Origin of the sequence: Pseudomonas sp. PSB11 (assembly GCF_014596605.1) — a bacterium.
Taxonomy (GTDB): Bacteria; Pseudomonadota; Gammaproteobacteria; order Pseudomonadales; family Pseudomonadaceae; genus Aquipseudomonas; species Aquipseudomonas umsongensis.
Window position 1 is genome coordinate 16,180 of sequence record NZ_NOIO01000025.1, and the last position, 20,110, is coordinate 36,289.

16 protein-coding genes are annotated in these 20,110 nt (G+C 60.4%); 8 read left to right on the top strand and 8 right to left on the bottom strand.

Features of this window, described 5'->3' with window-relative positions; translation table 11 throughout:
- The first annotated feature begins 11 nt into the window (after window positions 1-11).
- Complete coding sequence (locus CGA21_RS23460; RefSeq protein ID WP_188265172.1) at window positions 12-935, top strand: LysR family transcriptional regulator; 924 nt, start codon at window positions 12-14, stop codon at window positions 933-935.
- A 109-nt stretch (window positions 936-1,044) separates the two neighbouring features.
- On the opposite strand, the gene CGA21_RS23465 is transcribed toward CGA21_RS23460, so the two are convergent.
- The 3 genes from CGA21_RS23465 to CGA21_RS23475 all read right to left on the bottom strand — a co-directional run bounded on the left by CGA21_RS23465 (window position 1,045) and on the right by CGA21_RS23475 (window position 4,682).
- Window positions 1,045-1,773, bottom strand: a complete 729-nt coding sequence (locus tag CGA21_RS23465) for an aspartate/glutamate racemase family protein (protein ID WP_110749547.1) — start codon at window positions 1,771-1,773, stop codon at window positions 1,045-1,047.
- 56 nt (window positions 1,774-1,829) lie between these two features.
- A complete protein-coding gene (locus CGA21_RS23470; RefSeq protein ID WP_188265147.1) occupies window positions 1,830-3,371 on the bottom strand; it encodes an NCS1 family nucleobase:cation symporter-1 in 1,542 nt (513 codons plus the stop codon).
- Between the two features lie 576 nt (window positions 3,372-3,947).
- Window positions 3,948-4,682, bottom strand: coding sequence for a phosphoadenylyl-sulfate reductase (locus CGA21_RS23475; RefSeq protein WP_033044110.1), 735 nt, complete (start codon window positions 4,680-4,682; stop codon window positions 3,948-3,950).
- A 163-nt stretch (window positions 4,683-4,845) separates the two neighbouring features.
- Here CGA21_RS23475 and thrH point away from each other — a divergent pair, with 163 nt between their 5' ends.
- Window positions 4,846-5,463, top strand: a complete 618-nt coding sequence (thrH, locus tag CGA21_RS23480; RefSeq protein ID WP_188265148.1) for a bifunctional phosphoserine phosphatase/homoserine phosphotransferase ThrH — start codon at window positions 4,846-4,848, stop codon at window positions 5,461-5,463.
- A gap of 84 nt (window positions 5,464-5,547) precedes the next feature.
- On the opposite strand, the gene pabB is transcribed toward thrH, so the two are convergent.
- The 4 genes from pabB to CGA21_RS23500 form a co-directional block, all read right to left on the bottom strand.
- Window positions 5,548-6,891, bottom strand: a complete 1,344-nt coding sequence (gene pabB / locus CGA21_RS23485; RefSeq protein WP_188265149.1) for an aminodeoxychorismate synthase component I — start codon at window positions 6,889-6,891, stop codon at window positions 5,548-5,550.
- A gap of 205 nt (window positions 6,892-7,096) precedes the next feature.
- Window positions 7,097-8,083 carry an alpha-L-glutamate ligase-like protein gene (locus CGA21_RS23490; RefSeq protein ID WP_110749537.1) on the bottom strand — a complete coding sequence of 329 codons (987 nt, stop codon included), beginning with the start codon at window positions 8,081-8,083 and terminating at the stop codon, window positions 7,097-7,099.
- A complete protein-coding gene (locus tag CGA21_RS23495; RefSeq protein ID WP_033044105.1) occupies window positions 8,083-9,618 on the bottom strand; it encodes an inactive transglutaminase family protein in 1,536 nt (511 codons plus the stop codon). The genes CGA21_RS23490 and CGA21_RS23495 overlap by 1 nt, the downstream gene beginning before the upstream one ends.
- 5 nt (window positions 9,619-9,623) lie before the next feature.
- Window positions 9,624-10,160, bottom strand: coding sequence for an ATP-dependent zinc protease (locus CGA21_RS23500; protein ID WP_188265150.1), 537 nt, complete (start codon window positions 10,158-10,160; stop codon window positions 9,624-9,626).
- A gap of 302 nt (window positions 10,161-10,462) precedes the next feature.
- Here CGA21_RS23500 and CGA21_RS23505 point away from each other — a divergent pair, with 302 nt between their 5' ends.
- The 6 genes from CGA21_RS23505 (at window position 10,463) to prpD (ending at window position 19,057) form a co-directional block, all read left to right on the top strand.
- Entirely contained in the window at window positions 10,463-11,179 is a 717-nt protein-coding gene (locus tag CGA21_RS23505; protein WP_173667179.1) for a GntR family transcriptional regulator, read from the top strand.
- Window positions 11,176-12,066 carry a methylisocitrate lyase gene (gene prpB, locus CGA21_RS23510; protein WP_020800453.1) on the top strand — a complete coding sequence of 297 codons (891 nt, stop codon included), beginning with the start codon at window positions 11,176-11,178 and terminating at the stop codon, window positions 12,064-12,066. Before CGA21_RS23505 ends, prpB begins: the two co-directional genes overlap by 4 nt.
- A gap of 160 nt (window positions 12,067-12,226) precedes the next feature.
- Complete coding sequence (gene prpC / locus CGA21_RS23515; protein ID WP_110749535.1) at window positions 12,227-13,354, top strand: 2-methylcitrate synthase; 1,128 nt, start codon at window positions 12,227-12,229, stop codon at window positions 13,352-13,354.
- 204 nt (window positions 13,355-13,558) lie between these two features.
- Window positions 13,559-16,153 carry a Fe/S-dependent 2-methylisocitrate dehydratase AcnD gene (acnD, locus tag CGA21_RS23520; protein ID WP_188265151.1) on the top strand — a complete coding sequence of 865 codons (2,595 nt, stop codon included), beginning with the start codon at window positions 13,559-13,561 and terminating at the stop codon, window positions 16,151-16,153.
- A 56-nt stretch (window positions 16,154-16,209) separates the two neighbouring features.
- Entirely contained in the window at window positions 16,210-17,400 is a 1,191-nt protein-coding gene (gene prpF / locus CGA21_RS23525) for a 2-methylaconitate cis-trans isomerase PrpF (protein ID WP_188265152.1), read from the top strand.
- A 172-nt stretch (window positions 17,401-17,572) separates the two neighbouring features.
- The gene (gene prpD / locus CGA21_RS23530) at window positions 17,573-19,057 is read left to right on the top strand and encodes a 2-methylcitrate dehydratase (RefSeq protein ID WP_188265153.1); all 1,485 of its coding nucleotides are present in this window, start codon (window positions 17,573-17,575) and stop codon (window positions 19,055-19,057) included.
- 126 nt (window positions 19,058-19,183) lie between these two features.
- Here prpD and CGA21_RS23535 read toward each other — a convergent pair whose 3' ends face one another.
- Complete coding sequence (locus CGA21_RS23535; RefSeq protein ID WP_020801102.1) at window positions 19,184-20,002, bottom strand: pyruvate, water dikinase regulatory protein; 819 nt, start codon at window positions 20,000-20,002, stop codon at window positions 19,184-19,186.
- Between the last annotated feature and the right edge of the window lie 108 nt (window positions 20,003-20,110).

A 20,110-nucleotide genomic window follows, 5' to 3' on the forward strand; every position in this document is an offset into this window, starting at 1 on the left:
TAATGGCTCCTATGGAAACCTTCAGCAGTATCGAATGCTTTGTGCGCAGTGCCGAGGTCGGCAGCTTTGCCGAGGCCGCGCGACGCTTGAGCCTGACGCCGGCGGCGGTGGGCAAGAGCGTGGCCAAACTGGAAGTGCGGCTGGGGGTACGCTTGTTTCAGCGCAGCACTCGCAGCCTGACGCTGACCGAGGCCGGGCAGCTGTTTCTGAGCGAGGTCAGTGCAAGCCTGCACACGATCCAGAATGCCGTCGCCAATCTCGCCAGCGCCGAGGGTCGTCCGGCGGGCACCTTGAAGGTCAGCATGGGTACCGTCTTCGGGCGTCTATACATCGTGCCGTTGCTCGGGGAGTTTTTGCGGCGTTTTCCAGCGATCAGCCCGGACTGGCATTTCGATAACCGTCAGGTCGACCTGATTGCCCAGGGCTTCGACGCCGCGATTGGTGGCGGATTCGAACTGCCCCAAGGGGTGGTTGCGCGCAGGCTGACACCGGCCCATCGTGTGCTGGTGGCCTCGGCCGGATACCTGGCGGCGCATGAAGCGATACTCGAGCCCGATGATCTCAAGCTTCACCACGGCATCCTCATTCGCTCGCCGCAGACTGGCCGCGTGCGCTCCTGGCAGTTGACCAGCCGCACCCGACAACACAGCCCGCTGACGCTCACGGCGCGGATGACCATGAGCGATTCGGAGGCGGCCTGCGCCACGGCGGTCCAGGGTTTAGGCATTGCCCTGGTGAGCATGCCGTTTGCCGTGGGGTATCTGGAGGCGGGGACGCTGGAGCGGGTGCTGCCGGACTGGTATGTCGATGATGGCAATATTTCGATCTATTACGCCGAGCACAAACTGCTGCCGGGCAAGACCCGGGCGTTTGTGGATTTTATTATCGAGCAGTTTGCCGGGCAGGGGTTGGGGCAGCGTTTTAGTGCTATTTGAGTCAGGCTTGAAACCGAGTCGCCCCCATTCGCGAGCGGGCTCGCTCCCACAGGGGAGTTTTGTACGCCGCGGAACCAATGTGGGAGCGAGCCTGCTCGCAAAGAACGGACTACCTGCCAAACCGCCCTGGCCAGCCCATGATTTTTTTCGGCCGCGGCGTCGCATAGGTCCGCACCTTGGACGTCGATAACCCCAGCCGCACCAGCGATTCGGCAATGGTCACCGCCGCCGTCACACCATCGATTACCGGCACGCCTGTGCGCTGGCGAATCTGCTCGTCCAGCCCGGCCATGCCACCGCAACCCAGGCAAATCACTTCGGCCTTGTCCTGGGTCACCGCCAGTTCAGCCTGATGCACGATGGCTTCCAGCGCGCGTTGTGGTTCGTGTTCCAGTTCCAGCACCGCCAGGCCGCTAGCTCGCACCGAGGCGCAGCGGTCCCAGAGCCCTGACAGTTTCAGGCGATCTTCGATCAGAGGAACGGTGCGGTCGAGGGTGGTGACGACCGAGTAGGCATGGCCGAGAAACATCGCGGTGCTCGCTGCCGCATCGGTGATGTCCACCACTGGCACGTTGAGCAATTCCTGCAGGCCTTCGCGACCGTGTTCGCCATAGCCTGCTTGAATCACAGCATCGAAGGGCTGGTCGTAGGCCATGACCCGATCCATCACCGCAATGGCGGCCAGGTAGCTTTCGAAGTTGCCTTCAATCGAGTCGGCACCGAAGTAGGGCGTCAGGCCAACGATTTCCGTGCCGGGCGCGGCCACGGCCTGGGCCGAACGGGCAATGGCCTGGGTGATGGATTCGGTGGTGTTGACGTTGACCACGAGAATACGCATGGGGATTCCTTATAGCGGGTGGTTCAGCGGCCCGACGCTGCCGGGCCGCGATGGAGTCAATGGCTGACGTTGTCCACGGCGATGGCTTCACCGCTGACGTCGGCGTAGTGAGGTTGGCGCTTGGCGATGATCAGGTAGAGCATCCCGGCAATCCCGGCCCCAATCAGCCAGGAAAACGGCGACACCCGGTGGAAACCCGGTACCAGCGCCAGGACGATGGCGATCAGCGCGGCGGGAATGAATGCCGCCACGGCGCGCAGATTGACCCCGCGGCTGTAGTAATAGGCGCCGTTGGGGTCTTCGCTGTACAACTGCGGCACGTTGACCTGGCCTTTTCGTACAAGCCAGTAGTCGACCATGATCACGCCATACAGCGGGCCGAGCAGGGCGCCAAGGCCAGAGAGGAAGTAGACGATCACCAGCGGGCTGTTATAGAGGTTCCACGGCAGGATCAGCACGGCGATGGTCGCGCTGATCAGCCCGGCACGACGGAATGTCAGGTATTTGGGCGCCAGGTTGCTGAGGACAAAGGCCGGCGCGACGAAGTTGGCCATGATGTTGACCGCTACGGTAACGATCAGGAACGCCAGGCAGCCCAGGACCAGGAAGAAGGTGTTGGGGATCGAGGCGATGATCTCCGTAGGACTTTCAATAATGCGGCCATTGATCTGGAATTGCGCGCCACACAGCAGGACGGTGATGGCAGCGAATACCAGGATGTTCACCGGCAGGCCCCAGAAGTTTCCGACCTTGATGGTCTTGCGGCACGGCGAAGAGCGGGCGAAGTCGCAGAAATTGAGGATTAGCGTACCGTAGATCGCCAGCCACAATGCACCGCCGGCAAAGATGTTGCGCCACATCTCGCCTCCGCTCAGCGGCTCGCGGATCGACCAGGCGATGGTTGCATTGGCCTGGAAATACATCCAGGCGGCGAGGGCGGCGACGGTCAGCAGGATCACCGGCCCGGCAACGGCTTCATAGCGCCGCACCATTTCCATGCCGTAGGCAAGGATGCCCAATTGCACCAACCAGATCGCCACGAAACACACCCAGCCCAGGCTAGACAGCCCGAGGATCGAATCGTGGTCGTACTCGGCGAATCCGGGGTGGATGGCGGTCAGCAGGACGCGGAACACAACCGAGGCCAGGTACGTCTGGATGCCGAACCAGGCGATGGCGATCACGGCGCGGATCAGGGCAGGAATCTGCGCACCGTGGATGCCGAAACTGATGCGGCTGATGACCGGAAACGGCACACCGGTCTTCTGGCCCATGTAGCCCGACAGGTTCATGAAGCAATACACCAGCGCCGCGCCGATGGCCAGCGACAGGAGTATCTGCCAGCCGCCCAGGCCCAGGGCGTAAAGGCCAATGGCAAACGAGTAGTTGGCGATGTTATGCACATCGTTGGTCCATAACGCGAAGATGCTGTAGCGACCCCAGCGCCGGCCTTCTGCCTTGGTCGGGGCCAGGTCCTTGTTATGCAGGCGGGGGCTGAGTACCACGGGGCATTGTTGTGTTTGATCACCGGTGGTTGGAGAGGAGTGGGAGGAGGGTAGATCCAGCGCGATATTGTTATTGGAGAGGCTTGTACGCATTCCGGCAGGCTCCTGATGCTCGACGCCGCGATGACTGTGCATGAGCGCAATGGCTCGACAAATCTTCGTCGCGGGTAGCGAATATCATTGGTTACGGGGCATCTGCAGCCTGTACGGGATAGGGCGCTTCAGGCTTGCGGATCTGGGTGTTTTTATGTTTTGAGATGATTGTATACAAAACATGTATGCACTTAAGCGAGATGCGTGCCAGTCCGGGATCTATGAAATTTGCGGCTGATTTCGTTTTGTTATGGACGAACTTCAAATTGCTGAAAAACGGGCGAAATAAGTTGACCGATTGCGCAGGTATTTATTTTTTCGGAGGTGTTTTAAAGAAGCTGTGGCGAGGGGGGCAGGCAGGGAAATGTAACTTTTTAGGGCGAAGAAACAAAAAGTGCACACAAAAATGACACCGATGGTGACAATGATGTGTACACATTTTTAGGGTTGAGTGCTGACACCTGTGGGAGCGGGCTTGCCCGCGATGCTCTTCAACGATAACGCAGGGTGCCTGAGACACCGCGGCGTTCTCACGTTTTTTCGTGAGCGAGCTCGCTCCTACAGGGGGTATCGCTGTTATGACTTGCTGATGATATTGCCGGCATGCAGCCCGCATTCCTTCTGCGTGGCCTCTTCCCACCACCAGCGACCTTCACGCTCGTGCTGGTTTGGTAGTACCGGACGGGTGCACGGCTCACAGCCAATGCTGATGAACCCGCGTTCGTGCAGGCTGTTGTACGGCAGTTCCAGCATCCGGATGTAACCCCAGATTTCCTCGCTGGTCATCTGCGCCAGCGGGTTGAACTTGTACAGGGTGCGTTCCGGGGTAGAGAACGCGGTGTCGATTTCCATCACTGCCACAGCGCTGCGCGTGCCAGGGCTCTGGTCGCGGCGCTGGCCGGTGGCCCAGGCCTTGACGCCAGACAATTTGCGACGCAGCGGCTCGATCTTGCGGATGCCGCAACATTCGCCATGACCGTCCTTGTAGAAACTGAACAGGCCTTTTTCCTTCACGAACGGTTCAAGCTTGGTGTGATCCGGCGACACCAGTTCGATATCGATCTTGTAATGCTCGCGCACCTGGTCGATGAAGCGGTAGGTTTCGGGATGCAAGCGGCCGGTGTCGAGGCTGAACACTTTGACGTTCTTGTTCAGCTTCCAGGCCATGTCCACCAGCACCACGTCCTCGGCGCCGCTGAAAGATATCCACAGATCATCGCCGAACTCGGCAAAAGCGAGTTTCAGGATGTCCTGGGCGGATTTGTTGGCATAGGTCGTGGCGAGTTCCACGACGTCGAACGTTGGGCTCATCAGGGCGGCTTCCTACAGGTCGGTGGCGCTGGGCGCTCTATATGGGGCCGATGGTAACAAAAAGCTGCGCTGGCCGGGGCGTCCTCTGCGTTGCGTGGTAGGGGAGTTGTCGCTAGAGTTCGGGCTCGCTCGACTCAATAAACAATACCAATGGGAGTGTCTTGTGGAAATTGCCTGTCTGGATCTTGAAGGTGTGCTGGTCCCGGAAATATGGATCGCCTTCGCCGAAAAAACCGGGATCGAATCCCTCAGGGCCACCACCCGGGACATTCCCGACTATGACGTGCTGATGAAGCAACGCTTGCGGATTCTCGACGAACACGGCCTGAAACTCGCCGACATCCAGGAGGTGATCGCTACGCTCAAGCCGCTGGACGGTGCCGTCGAGTTCGTCGATTGGCTGCGCGAGCGCTTCCAGGTGGTGATTCTGTCGGACACCTTCTACGAGTTTTCCCAGCCGCTGATGCGTCAGCTGGGGTTTCCGACCTTGCTCTGCCATCGTTTGATTACTGACGATACCGGCCGGGTGACGGGCTACCAGCTGCGTCAGAAAGATCCCAAGCGTCAGTCGGTGCTGTCCTTCAAGAGCCTCTACTACCGGGTGATTGCAGCGGGCGATTCCTACAACGACACCACGATGCTGGGTGAGGCGGACGCCGGGATTCTGTTCCATGCGCCGGACAACGTGATTGCCGAGTTCCCGCAGTTCCCGGCGGTGCATACGTTTGAAGAGTTGAAGCAGGAGTTCCTCAAGGCTTCCAGCCGCACCTTGAGCCTTTAGTCGTCTGGTCTGACGCCTTCGCTGGCAAGCCAGCTCCTACAGGATTGTCGCATCTCTGTAGGAGCCGGCTTGCCGGCGAAGCTTTTAGAGGTTTTGCAGGGTATCGAGCAGCACCTTCACCTTGGTGATCGATTCCTGATACTCGGCCTGCCACTCCGAATCGGCGACGATTCCACCACCGCCCCAGCAACACACCTGCCCATCCTTGACCAACAGGCTGCGGATGGCGATGGAGCTGTCCATCTCGCCGCGCACGTCCAGATACAGCAATGAACCGCAGTACAGGCCGCGTCGGGTGGGTTCCAGCTCGTCGATGATCTGCATCGAGCGAATTTTCGGCGCACCGGTAATCGAGCCGCCCGGGAAGCTGCCGGCGATCAGGTCCAACGCATCCCTGTCATCCGCCAGTTCGCCGGTCACGCTGCTCACCAGATGATGCACGTTCGGGTAGCTTTCCAGGCTGAACAACTCAGGCACACGAACCGAACCGGTGCGGCAGGTGCGACCGAGGTCGTTGCGCAACAGGTCGACGATCATCAGGTTCTCCGCACGGTCCTTGGGGCTCGCCAGCAGTTCGGCGGCGTTCGCCGCGTCCTCGGCAGCGCTAAGGCCGCGCGGGCGTGTGCCTTTGATCGGACGGGTCTCAACATGGCGATCGCTGACTTTGACGAAACGTTCCGGTGACAGGCTCAGCACCGCGCCGCCGTCGGGCAGGCTCTGGAAGCCGGAAAACGGAGTGGGGCAAGCCAGCCGCAGCGCGCAATACGCCGTCCATGGATCACCTTGGCAGGGTGCACGGAAACGCTGGGCGAAGTTGACCTGATAGCAATCGCCTGCCTGGATGTATTGCTGGATGCGCTCAATCGCCTGGCGATACTGATCAGCGTTCAGATCGGCATTCATCGGCGCTTGCAGCTTGAACGGCTCGACCGCTTCAGCGGCGGGCTGGCTGAACAGCTGGATCAGGCGTTGGCGCTCGTTGTCGGCCAGCGTTGGGTGAAACACCAATTGGCTGGTGGCCTGGTGGTGATCGCTGATCAGCGCCCAGTCGTACAGGCCGAAGCGCGCATCGGGCAACTGCAGGTCATCCAGGGCCTGGCTCGGCAGGTTTTCCAGGTGGCGGCCGAAGTCGTAGCTCAGGTAACCGATCAAACCGCCCGCGAACGGCAGTTCGAAAGGTGCAGGCAGCGATGCTTCGCCCAAGCGTGTCAGATTGTCCCGAAGGCGTTGCAGGAAATCGCTTCCGCGTTCGTCGGGCGCTACGGCCAGTTGTTCCAGCGGCCAGGCGCTGAGCAGGTCAAAGCGCCCGCGCTCGGCGCTGGGGCGGCCGCTGTCGAGCAGCACGGCACCTGGGGCATGACGAATGGCCGCGAAGTAGTCGGCAGGGTTGGCGCGATAGGGCAGCGGGTGTACGGAACAGGTCAGCATGGGCGGGTTGGATCAGCCATCGAGGCGGGGTGGCGATTGTAGTCCCCTCGGGGAATTGCTCCTAGAGGGGATTGGCAGATTGAAGGCAGGCATGACTACTGCGCAATCTGGCAGATCGTATTCGCGAGCAGGCTCGCTCCCACAGGGTTCAGCGCAGTCCTTGTGGGAGCGAGCCTGCTCGCGAAAGAGACATCTCGGTTCCGGATCAGCCCTCGACCGGTGGAATATGCCCGAACATCTCCTGCACAAACGCCATGCGCTCTTCGACGGTTTCAGTCACGCCACGTGCCTTCAAGTCTTCCAGCCGTGCCTCGACAGCATGGGTGCGCAAGGTCAGGCCGCAATCATTGGCAATCTGGATGTTCAAGCCAGGTCGGGCGTTGAGCTCTAGGATCAGTGGGCCTTTCTCCTGGTCCAGCACCATGTCGACACCGATGTAACCCAGCCCGCACAGTTCGTAGCAACCCGCGGCGAGTTTCATGAAACCGTCCCAGTAGGGCAGTTGCACGCCATCCACCGCATTGGTGGTGTCTGGGTGTTTGGCGATGATGTTGTTCAGCCAGGTGCCGCGCAGGGTCAGGCCGGTGGCCAGGTCGACACCCACGCCGATGGCGCCCTGGTGCAAGTTGGCCTTGCCGCCGGACTGACGGGTGGGCAAGCGCAGCATGGCCATGACCGGATACCCCATCAACACGATGATGCGGATATCCGGTACACCTTCATAGCTGATGCTCTTGAAGATCTGGTCGGGGATCACCCGGTATTCGATCAGTGCACGGTCGCGATGCCCGCCCAGGGAATACAGGCCGGTCAGGATGCTGGAGATATGGTGCTCGAGCTCTTCGTGATCGACGATCTTGCCCGACACCGTGCGATAGCGCCCCTCGAAGCGGTCGGCGATGACAATGATGCCGTCGCCGCCGGCGCCCTGCGCCGGCTTGATCACGAAATCGTTGCGCCCGCCGATGATCTCGTCGAGCTTGTCGATTTCCTTCTCGGTCGAGATCACGCCATACAACTGCGGCACGTGGATGCCGGCCGCGATGGCGCGTTCCTTGGTGATGATCTTGTCGTCGACGATCGGGTACAGGCTGCGCTTGTTGTACTTGAGCACGTAGTCCGCGTTACGCCGGTTGATGCCCATGATGCCCCGGGCTTCCAGGGCTTTCCAGGTCTTCCAGAAGCCGAACATCAGGCGTCAGCCTTCTTCAGGAAGGCCTTGAAACGCACCAGTTCAGTCAGGCGGTAGCCGCGATAGCGACCCATGGCCAGCATGAAGCCCACCATGATCAACAGGATCGCCGGGAAGGTGAATACGAAGTACACCAACTCTGGAATAGTCATGATCAGGTGCGCCAGCGTCGCGGCGAACAGGGTGCCGATCGCCACTTTCATGGCATGGCTGGCGCCTCGTTCTTCCCAGGTGATCGACAGGCGTTCGATGGTCATGGTCAGGATCACCATCGGGAACAATGCCACCGACAGCCCGCGCTCCAGGCCGAGCTTATGGCTGAACAGGCTGATGGCCGCAATCAACACCACGACGAACGTCAGCACCACCGACAGCCTTGGCAGCATCTGCAGTTTCAGGTGCTCAAGGTAAGAGCGCAGCGACAGCCCCAGCGCCGTGATGATGGTAAACAGCACGATACCGAAGCCGAGCTGGGTCTCGCGGAAGGCCAGGGCGATCAGCACCGGGGTAAAGGTGCCGAGGGTCTGCAGGCCGATCAGGTTGCGCAGGACCAGGATCACCAGCACGCCGATCGGGATCATCACCATGATCATGAAGGTCTGCTGGGTTTGCAGCGGCAGGCCGTACAGCGAGTACTCGAGGAAATTGGCGTCGGTGTTCTCGTCGGTCAGCTTGGCCAGGCGAATGGCGTTCATCTCGCTGTTGTTCATGCTGAAGGTTACAGTGGCCTTCTTGCCGCCATCGACGGTGATCAGGTTTTCATCGCCGGTCCACCACAGCAGGCGGTCGGTCGGCAGGCCCTGTTCGCCGGTTTCCGGGTTGAAGTACAGCCAGTCGGTGCCGTTGAAGCTGCGCAGCCAGAGTTCCGGGGTTTGTGGCTGGTCGGCCACCAGGCGAATGGTGTGGACCTTTTCCACCGGCACGTGGGCGATGGACAGCAGGAGCTCGACGATCTTCGCCTTGTGGGCCGGTGTCGGGTCGCCGGCCAGGAGCATCTTGGCGTTGTCGTCGTTGCTGTTGTTGACCCGCTTGATCGCTTCGCTGATGAAGGTCTCGACGTCGGCGGAGTGCTGGCGAATCGGCGCCAGCAGCGCTTCGGCGGCGAGTTTTTCAGGGCCTTCCACGGCAATGCTGTCGCGGAAGGTCGGCCCCTTGATCTTGGCTTTTTCGGCGGTGTAGCGCTTGGTCAACACCAGACGGTAATAAAGGGTCTGGTTGCCTTTGGCCCGGCGCGCCGACCAGGTGACCTTGCGGTTGCCGTCGACTCGGTTCACGGCCACGCCGTAATTATTGGAAATGAAGCTTTCGTTGAGGCTTACGTAATCGCGGCTCAACGGTGGCACGAACATCTGGATCTTGACGGGGTCCTTGGCACTGGCGACGAACTCGACCTTGGCGTCGATGTTCCACAGGTCGTCGGTGGCGTCTTCCGTCACGGGAATGCCGAGTACGAAGATCTGGTAGGCCGTGACTGAAATGCCCAACACCACCAGGATGGCGATCAGCATTTTCAGATGAAGGGTAAGAGAGCGCATTTAAATTACTCGGCGGTATGAGCGTCGGTGGCGCAGGCGGGTTTGCCGGCAGCGTATTTAAGACTGGGGTCGACCAGCGCATCAAAGCGTTTGAGTGCTTCGGAGCCGATCAAGAGCGGGTATTGGAACGCGCTACGGTCGGTCAGGTTCACTTCGATGCTGCGTAAAGCTGAACCCATGCAGATATCCAGCTCGATCACCGGGCGGGCAGTGTACTTCTTGCCCTCTTCCGGGTCGTAGTCACCGGCCCGACGTTTGATCTTGCTGACGCGGGCCAGCGGTCGTTCGATCGGGTGCGAATGGGCGGTGTCGATGGCCAGGTAGAAGCGTACCCAGGACTCGCCATTGCGTTTGAAGCGCTTGATGTCGCGGGCGCTCAAGGATGCGGTTTTTGCCCCGGTGTCGAGTTTGGCGGCCACTTCGAGGTCGATGCCGCCCAACGAAGCATATTCATTGAGGCCGTACACGGTCTTGTCCCCGGCAGCGGCGAAACCGGGCAGGCAAAGAAGAAAAAGGAAGATCTGGAAGGGCTTGAGTGTCATAAATCCTGGTGCGCAGCGGTCTGTTCTTTAATTCAAGACCCTGGCATCGCTGCGCAAGCTCCTCGTATGCCTATCAGCTATTTATGACAAGCCGTGCAGATGTCACAAACAAATGCGGGCGGCATTCTAGCACGGTAGGTTGATGGCGCCAGCGCTGGCGGGCAGCTGTGAATCGATGACAATGCTTTGTTATGGTTCTGGCGGTTATTAGACGATTGTCGACAATATCTAATTATCCTTTGACTGCGGCGGCAGTTTTGGTTAATTTTTGCCGCACTAGCTTTCAAGGTGTCGACAATATGCTGGATCAACTGGCTCCCCCGCTTACCGTTCAGGATGACTCGGAAACGCTTTCCGAAAACGTCTTCCGACGCATTCAAGCGGCCATCGTCAAGGGTGAGATCGCCCCGGGCAGCAAAATCTCCGAGCCCGAGCTGGCCCGTACCTACGGCATCAGCCGTGGCCCGTTGCGCGAAGCCATCCACCGCCTGGAAGGCCAGCGCCTGCTGGTGCGCGTGCCACACGTCGGAGCACGGGTGGTGTCGCTCAACCATGCCGAGCTGGTGGAACTCTACGAAATCCGCGAATCCCTCGAAGGCATGGCCTGTCGCCTGGCCGCCGAGCGCATGAGCGTCGAGGAAATCGACGAACTGCGCCGGGTCCTTGAAACCCACGAGCGCGACGAGGCCTTCCAGGCTGGCCGCGGCTACTACCAGCAGGAAGGCGATTTCGACTTCCACTACCGGATTATCCAGGGCAGCGGTAACCGCACCCTGACGCAAATGCTCTGCGGCGAGCTGTATCAATTGGTGCGCATGTACCGCATCCAGTTTTCCACCACGCCCAATCGCCCGCACCAGGCCTTTGCCGAGCACCACCGAATTCTCGATGCCATCGCCGACCGTGACGGTGAACTGGCCGAGTTGTTGATGCGCCGTCACATCGGCGCCTCCAAACGCAACATCGCCCGTCATTACCAGGACGGCGCTAACCCGACAGCCAAACGAGGTGAGTCATGAGTTTGAACAAGAGCACTCCAGGCCAGCGTTTCCGCGATGCGGTCGCCAGCGAGCATCCATTGCAAGTGGTCGGCGCCATCAACGCCAACCACGCCCTGCTGGCCAAGCGTGCCGGTTTCAAGGCGATCTACCTGTCTGGTGGCGGGGTGGCTGCTGGCTCCCTGGGCGTGCCGGACCTGGGCATCACCGGCCTGGATGACGTGCTGACCGACGTGCGTCGCATCACCGACGTCTGCGACCTGCCGCTGCTGGTGGATGTGGACACCGGTTTCGGTTCCTCGGCGTTCAACGTCGCCCGTACCGTCAAGTCGATGATCAAGTTCGGCGCGGCGGCGATTCACATCGAAGACCAGGTTGGCGCCAAGCGTTGCGGTCACCGTCCTAATAAGGAAATCGTGACCCAGCAGGAAATGGTCGATCGCATCAAGGCGGCCGTCGATGCCCGTACCGATGACAGCTTCGTGATCATGGCCCGTACCGACGCCCTGGCAGTGGAAGGCCTGGAATCGGCACTGGATCGCGCCGCCGCGTGCATCGAGGCCGGCGCCGACATGGTGTTCCCGGAAGCCATCACCGAACTCGAGATGTACAAACTGTTCGCCAGCCGTGTGAAAGCGCCGATCCTGGCCAACATCACCGAATTCGGCGCGACGCCGCTGTACACCACCGAGCAACTCGCCGCTGCGGACGTGTCGCTGGTGCTGTACCCGCTGTCGGCCTTCCGCGCCATGAACAAGGCTGCGGAAAATGTCTACACCGCGATCCGTCGCGATGGCACGCAGGCGAATGTCATCGACACCATGCAGACCCGCATGGAGCTTTACGATCGCATCGACTATCACACCTTCGAGCAGAAGCTCGATGCGTTGTTCGCCGCGAAAAAATGAAGATCAAAAGATCGCAGCCTTCGGCAGCTCCTACCTCGGCCGTGATCCTCTGTAGGAGCTGTCGAGTGCAACGAGGCTGCGATTTTTTCGGCATCACCCGAATAACCTGATGAAGCACAATTTGCCGATTCCCTAACAAAATTAAAAACTGGAGGCAGAAATGGCCGAAGCAAAAGTACTCAGTGGCGCCGGGCTCCGTGGCCAGGTTGCCGGGCAAACCGCACTGTCCACCGTGGGCCAGTCGGGCGCAGGCCTGACCTATCGTGGCTATGACGTCCGCGAACTGGCGGCTGACGCGCAATTCGAAGAAGTCGCTTACCTGCTGCTGTACGGCGAACTGCCGACCAAGGCGCAACTGGCCGCCTACATCACTAAACTGAGCAAGCTGCGTGACCTGCCGCAAGCGCTCAAGGAAGTGCTGGAACGCATCCCCGCCGACGCCCACCCGATGGACGTGATGCGCACCGGCTGCTCGTTCCTGGGCAACCTGGAGCCAGAGAACGACTTCTCCGAGCAGCACGACAAGACTGACCGCCTGCTGGCGGCATTCCCGGCGATCATGACCTACTGGTATCGCTTCAGCCACGAAGGCAAGCGCATTGAATGCGTTAGCGACGAACCATCCATCGGTGGTCACTTCCTGCACCTGCTGCACGGCAAGAAGCCGAGCGAGCTGCACGTCAAGGTGATGAACGTTTCGCTGATCCTCTACGCGGAGCACGAATTCAACGCCTCGACCTTCACCGCGCGTGTGTGTGCCTCGACCCTGTCCGACCTGTATTCGTGCATCACCGCGGCCATTGGCTCGCTGCGCGGTCCGTTGCATGGCGGCGCAAACGAAGCGGCGATGGAAATGATCGAGCGCTTCAGCTCGCCGGAAGATGCGATCAAGGGCACCCTCGGCATGCTCGAGCGCAAGGACAAGATCATGGGCTTCGGCCACGCGATCTATAAGGACAGCGATCCGCGCAACGAGGTGATCAAGGGCTGGTCGAAAAAGCTCGCCGACGAAGTGGGCGACAAAGTGTTGTTCCCGGTCTCCGAAGCCATCGACAAGACCATGTGGGAGCAGAAGAAGCTGTTCCCGAACGCCGACTTCTACCATGCCTCGGCGTACCACTTCATGGGTATCCCGACCAAGTTGTTCACACCGATCTTCGTCTGCTCGCGCCTGACCGGCTGGGCCGCACACGTGTACGAACAGCGTGCCAACAACCGCATCATCCGCCCAAGCGCCGAATACGTCGGCGTTGAACAGCGCAAGTTCGTGCCAATCGAACAACGCTGAATGGTGGAGGCTGCCACACGGGTTACTGGCTGAACCGGTGACCCTGTAGGAGCTGGCTTGCCAGCGAAAGCGATTTGCCGTTCAACATTTATGTTGCCTGAGCCACCGCATTCGCTGGCAAGCCAGCTCCTACAGAGGTCCGTGAATCCTCAGAAACCGTACCAGGCCCCACCCTTTGAAACTACCGTGACCGAGTCCTGACCGATGAACACAGAATTCCGTAAATCGCTGCCCGGCAGCCACCTGGATTACTTCGACGTCCGTGCGGCGGTCGAGGCCATCCAGCCCGGCGCCTATGACACCCTGCCGTACACCTCCCGCGTGCTGGCGGAAAACCTGGTGCGTCGCTGTGACCCGGCCACGCTGACCGAATCCCTGAAGCAATTCATCGAGCGCAAGCGCGACCTCGATTTCCCCTGGTTTCCGGCCCGTGTGGTGTGCCACGACATTCTTGGCCAGACCGCGCTGGTGGACCTCGCCGGCCTGCGTGACGCTATCGCTCTGCAAGGCGGCGACCCGGCGCAAGTCAACCCGGTGGTGCCAACCCAACTGATCGTCGACCACTCCCTGGCCGTCGAGCGCGGTGGTTTCGATCCGGAGGCGTTCGAGAAGAACCGCGCCATCGAAGACCGTCGTAACGAAGACCGTTTCCACTTCATCAACTGGACCAAGAAGGCGTTCAAGAACGTCGACGTGATCCCGCCGGGCAACGGCATCATGCACCAGATCAACCTGGAGAAAATGTCTCCGGTGATCCAGGTGCGCGACGGCGTGGCGTTCCCTGATACTTGCGTCGGCACCGACAGCCACACCCCGCACGTCGATGCGTTGGGCGTCATCGCCATCGGTGTGGGTGGCCTGGAAGCGGAAAGCGTAATGCTCGGCCGCGCCTCCTGGATGCGCCTGCCGGAAAGCGTTGGCGTCGAGCTCACCGGCAAGCTGCAACCGGGCATCACCGCCACCGACATGGTGCTGGCGCTGACCGAGTTCCTGCGCAAGCAAAAGGTCGTCGGTGCCTGGCTGGAGTTCTTCGGCGAAGGCGCCGCGGCCCTGACCCTGGGCGACCGCGCGACCATCTCCAACATGGCCCCGGAATACGGCGCCACCGCGGCGATGTTCTACATCGACCAGCAAACCATCGACTACCTCAAGCTCACCGGCCGTGAAGACGAGCAGGTGCAGCTGGTCGAGAACTACGCCAAGACCACGGGCCTGTGGGCCGATAGCTTGAAAGGCGCGCAATACGAGCGCGGTCTGACCTTCGATCTGTCCTCGGTGGTGCGCAACATGGCCGGCCCGAGCAACCCGCACGCCCGTGTGGCGGTGTCGGACCTGGCCGCCAAAGGTATCTCCGGCCAGTGGGACGATGTGCCTGGCCAAATGCCGGACGGCGCGGTGATCATCGCCGCCATCACCAGCTGCACCAACACCAGCAACCCGCGCAACGTGATCGCCGCCGGTCTGCTGGCGCGCAACGCCAACAAGCTGGGCCTGACCCGCAAGCCATGGGTCAAGTCGTCCCTGGCGCCAGGCTCGAAAACGGTCGCCCTGTACCTCGACGAAGCCGGCCTGACCGATGAGCTGGAGCAACTTGGTTTCGGCGTCGTGGCCTTCGCCTGCACCACCTGCAATGGCATGTCCGGCGCACTGGACCCGGTGATCCAGCAAGAGATCATCGACCGCGACTTGTACGCCACCGCCGTGCTTTCGGGCAACCGCAACTTCGACGGGCGGATTCACCCGTACGCCAAGCAAGCGTTCCTGGCTTCGCCGCCATTGGTGGTCGCTTACGCAATTGCCGGCACCATTCGTTTCGACATCGAAAAAGACGTGCTGGGCGTGGTCGACGGCAAGGAAATCCGCCTGAAGGACATCTGGCCGAGCGACGAAGAAATCGATGCCGTGGTGAAAGCCTCGGTGAAGCCGGAGCAGTTCCGCCAGGTCTACATCCCGATGTTCGCCATCCACGAAGACACCGGCCCGAAAGTCGCGCCGCTGTATGAATGGCGCGAGATGAGCACCTACATCCGCCGTCCGCCGTACTGGGAAGGCGCACTGGCCGGCGCGCGTCCGCTCAAGGGCATGCGCCCGCTGGCGGTGCTGCCGGACAACATCACCACCGATCACCTGTCGCCGTCGAACGCGATCATGCTCGACAGCGCCGCTGGCGAATACCTGGCGAAAATGGGCCTGCCGGAAGAGGACTTCAACTCCTACGCGACTCATCGGGGCGACCATTTGACGGCGCAGCGCGCGACCTTCGCCAACCCGAAACTGTTCAACGAAATGGTTGTGGAAAACGGCAAGGTCAAGCAGGGCTCCCTGGCCCGTGTCGAGCCGGAAGGCAAAGTGATGCGCATGTGGGAAGCCATCGAGACCTACATGGATCGCAAGCAGCCGCTGATCATTATCGCGGGTGCCGACTACGGTCAGGGTTCATCCCGCGACTGGGCAGCCAAAGGCGTGCGGCTGGCGGGGGTGGAAGCGATCGCCGCCGAAGGTTTCGAACGCATTCACCGCACCAACCTGGTGGGCATGGGCGTGTTGCCACTGGAGTTCAAACCGGGCACCAATCGTCACACCCTGGCCATTGACGGCAGCGAAACCTACGACGTGATCGGTGATCGCACCCCGCGTGCCGAGCTGACGCTGGTGATCCATCGCAAGAACGGCGAACGCGTCGATGTGCCGGTGACCTGCCGCCTCGATACCGCTGAGGAAGTGTCGATCTACGAGGCCGGTGGGGTGCTGCAACGCTTCGCCCAGGACTTCCTCGAAGAATCGGCGGTTGCCGTTTAACACACGCAGCATGGACACGGGACTTTGAGTCCCGTGTCTGTTTTGAAGGAGCACTCATGTCTCACGCACCGCAAATCAAAATTCCCGCCACCTACATGCGCGGCGGCACCAGCAAAGGCGTGTTCTTCAGCCTCAAGGACCTGCCAGAAGTTGCACAGGTTCCAGGCCCGGCTCGCGATGCATTGCTGCTGCGCGTGATCGGCAGCCCGGACCCGTACGACAAGCAAATCGACGGCATGGGCGGCGCGACCTCCAGCACCAGCAAAACCGTGATCCTGTCGAAAAGCACCAAGGCCGATCACGACGTCGACTACCTGTTCGGCCAGGTGTCGATCGACAAGCCATTCGTCGACTGGAGTGGCAACTGCGGCAACCTGACCGCGGCAGTCGGCTCGTTCGCCATCAGCAATGGCCTGGTGGACGCCAGCCGCATCCCCCAGAACGGCATCGCCGTGGTACGCGTATGGCAAGCCAACATCGGCAAGACCATCATCGCCCACGTGCCGATCACCGACGGTGAAGTGCAGGAAACCGGCGATTTCGAACTCGACGGCGTGACCTTTCCAGCGGCGGAAGTGCAGGTCGAATTCCTCGATCCGGCAGCAGAGGAAGAGGGCGGTGGCGGTTCGATGTTCCCTACCGGCAACCTGGTGGACGACCTGGAAGTGCCTGGCGTCGGGACCTTGAAGGCAACCCTGATCAACGCGGGCATCCCGACCATTTTCGTCAATGCCGAAGACATCGGTTACAAGGGCACCGAGTTGCAGGGCGCGATCAACGGCGATCCAAAAGCATTGCTGATGTTCGAAACCATCCGTGCCTACGGCGCACTGCGCATGGGCCTGATCTCCAACATCGACGAAGCGGCCAAGCGCCAGCACACGCCGAAGGTGGCATTCGTCGCCAAGCCTGCGGACTACGTGTCGTCGAGCGGCAAAGCGGTTGCGGCGGGCGATGTCGACCTGCTGGTGCGCGCGCTGTCCATGGGTAAGTTGCACCACGCGATGATGGGCACGGCGGCAGTCGCCATCGGCACGGCGGCAGCGATTTCCGGGACACTGGTGAACCTCGCGGCAGGCGGTATAGAACGCAATGCGGTGCGCTTCGGTCACCCTTCGGGCACCTTGCGCGTCGGCGCCGAGGCCAGCCAGGTGAACGGTGAGTGGACCGTGAAAAAGGCCATCATGAGCCGCAGTGCGCGGGTGTTGATGGAAGGTTTTGTCCGCGTACCGGGCGATTCTTTCTAAGCGACACGTACCCCTGTAGGAGCTGCCGCAGGCTGCGATCTTTTGATCTTAAAAAACAAATCAAAAGATCGCAGCCTGCGGCAGCTCCTACAGGAGATCGCATTTCCATAATAAGACTGAGATTGCCCTGAACCGAGGTCCCATCAACGAACACTTGCCGAGTGAATCGAACATGAGCGCCAACGTCGACCTCAACAATCGTCCCGACTATGACCAGGTCCTGCAGGACATTGCCGACTACGTCCTCAATTACAGGATCGACTCGGCAGAGGCGCTGGATACCGCGCGCAACTGCCTGATCGATACCTTGGGTTGCGGCCTGCTGGCACTGCGTTTTCCCGAATGCACCAAGCACCTCGGGCCCCTGGTCGAAGGCACCGTCGTGCCGTTCGGCGCCCGGGTACCCGGCACCCATTTTCGCCTCGATCCGGTCAAGGCCGCGTGGGACATCGGCTGCATCGTGCGCTGGCTCGACTACAACGACACCTGGCTCGCCGCTGAATGGGGCCATCCGTCGGATAACCTCGGCGCAATTCTCGCGGTGGCCGACCACCTGTCGCAAAAACGCCTGGCCAATGGCGAGACGCCGCTGACCGTTCGTACGGTACTCGACGCAATGATCATGGCCCATGAGATTCAGGGCGTGATCGCGCTGGAAAACTCGTTCAACCGCGTGGGCCTCGATCACGTCATCCTGGTGAAAGTCGCCTCTACCGCGGTCACCGCCAAACTCATGGGCGCCAATCGCGCGCAGTTGCTCTCGGCGTTGTCCCACGCTTTCGCCGATGGCCAGGCATTACGCACCTACCGCCATGCACCCAATGCCGGCTCGCGCAAATCCTGGGCGGCGGGCGATGCAACCAGTCGTGGAGTGCGCCTGGCGGACATTGCCATGCGTGGCGAGATGGGCATCCCCGGTGTGTTGAGTGCCAAACAGTGGGGCTTTTACGACGTACTGTTCAGCCACACCAACAACGACCTGGCGCTCAAGCCTGACGACAAGCGCCAGTTCAGCTTCTCGCGGCCTTACGGCAGTTATGTGATGGAGAACGTGCTGTTCAAGATCAGTTTTCCCGCCGAATTTCACGCGCAGACGGCCTGTGAAGCAGCGGTGACCCTGCATCCGCAAGTGCGTAATCGCCTGCATGACATCGACCGCATTGTCATCACCACCCATCAATCGGCGATCCGCATCATTTCCAAGGTCGGTCCGCTGGCCAATGCCGCCGACCGCGACCACTGCATCCAGTACATGACGGCGGTGCCACTGGCCTACGGCAATCTGGTAGCCGAGCACTACGAAGACGATTTCCACAAGGCGCATCCGATCATTGATGCACTCCGCGACAAAATGGTCATTGTCGAAAACCCTGATTACACCCGCGAATACCTGGAACCTGACAAGCGGTCGATTGCCAATGCCGTGCAGGTGTTTTTCAAGGATGGGTCCAGCACCGAAAATGTGGTGGTGGAGTACCCGATAGGCCATCGTCGGCGCCGTGCCGAGGGCATTCCGTTGTTGGAGGACAAGTTCAGGGCGAACCTGCTGACACGCTTTACCGCGCAACGTAGCGAGGAGATTTTCGAGCTGTGCAAGGATCAGCAAAAGCTTGAGGCAACACCGGTGAACCGGTTTGTAGACCTGTTTGTTATCTAGTAGACCGCGTCATCGTTCCTTCGCGAGCAAGCTCGCTCCCACATTCGATCGAGTTTCGCCGGGATGAATGCGATCAAATGTGGGAGCGGGCTTGCTCGCGAAGGCGGCCTGGCCGGCACTACAAAATTACTTGAACCGCCGCTCGACGCCTTTTTCCACCAGGATCTTCGCGGAAATCTCTTCAACGGAAAAATGCGTGGAATTGATATTCGGAATGTTCTCGCGGCGAAACAGGTTTTCGACCTCGCGCACTTCGAATTCGCACTGGGCGTAGCTCGAATAGCGGCTGTTGGGCTTGCGCTCATTGCGGATCGCGGTGAGGCGGTCCGGGTCGATGGTCAGGCCGAACAGCTTGTGCTGGTGGGCACGCAGGGCGCTAGGCAGTTGCAGGCGTTCCATGTCGTCTTCGGTCAGCGGGTAGTTGGCCGCGCGGATGCCGAATTGCATGGCCATGTACAGACACGTCGGCGTCTTACCACAACGCGACACGCCCACTAGTATCAGGTCGGCCTTGTCGTAATAGTGCGTGCGGGCACCGTCGTCGTTGTCGAGGGCGAAGTTCACCGCCTCGATGCGCTCCATGTAATTGGTGTTGGCGCCGATGGAGTGGGATTTGCCCACGGTATAGGAAGAATGCTCGGTCAGTTCCTGTTCAAGCGGCGCCAGGAAAGTCGAGAAAATATCGATCATGAAACCATTGGAAGTCGCGAGGATCTCACGAATGTCCTGATTGACGATGGTGTCGAAGATAATCGGACGGAAGCCGTCGGTTTCGGCGGCTTTGTTGATTTGTTGTACCATGGCCCGCGCTTTTTCCACGCTGTCGATGTACGGCCGCGTGAATTTGCTGAAGGTAATGTTTTCGAACTGCGCCAGGAGGCTTTGACCCAGGGTTTCGGCGGTAATGCCGGTGCCATCGGAGATAAAGAAAGCAGATCGTTTCATTTGCACCTTGGGCCTTAAGCTAATGAGCATTCTTGGATATGATAGGCGCGATTTGCCGGCCGCCAATGGCCCGCATTCTCACTTATTTTCCAGGTCCAGGCCATACAG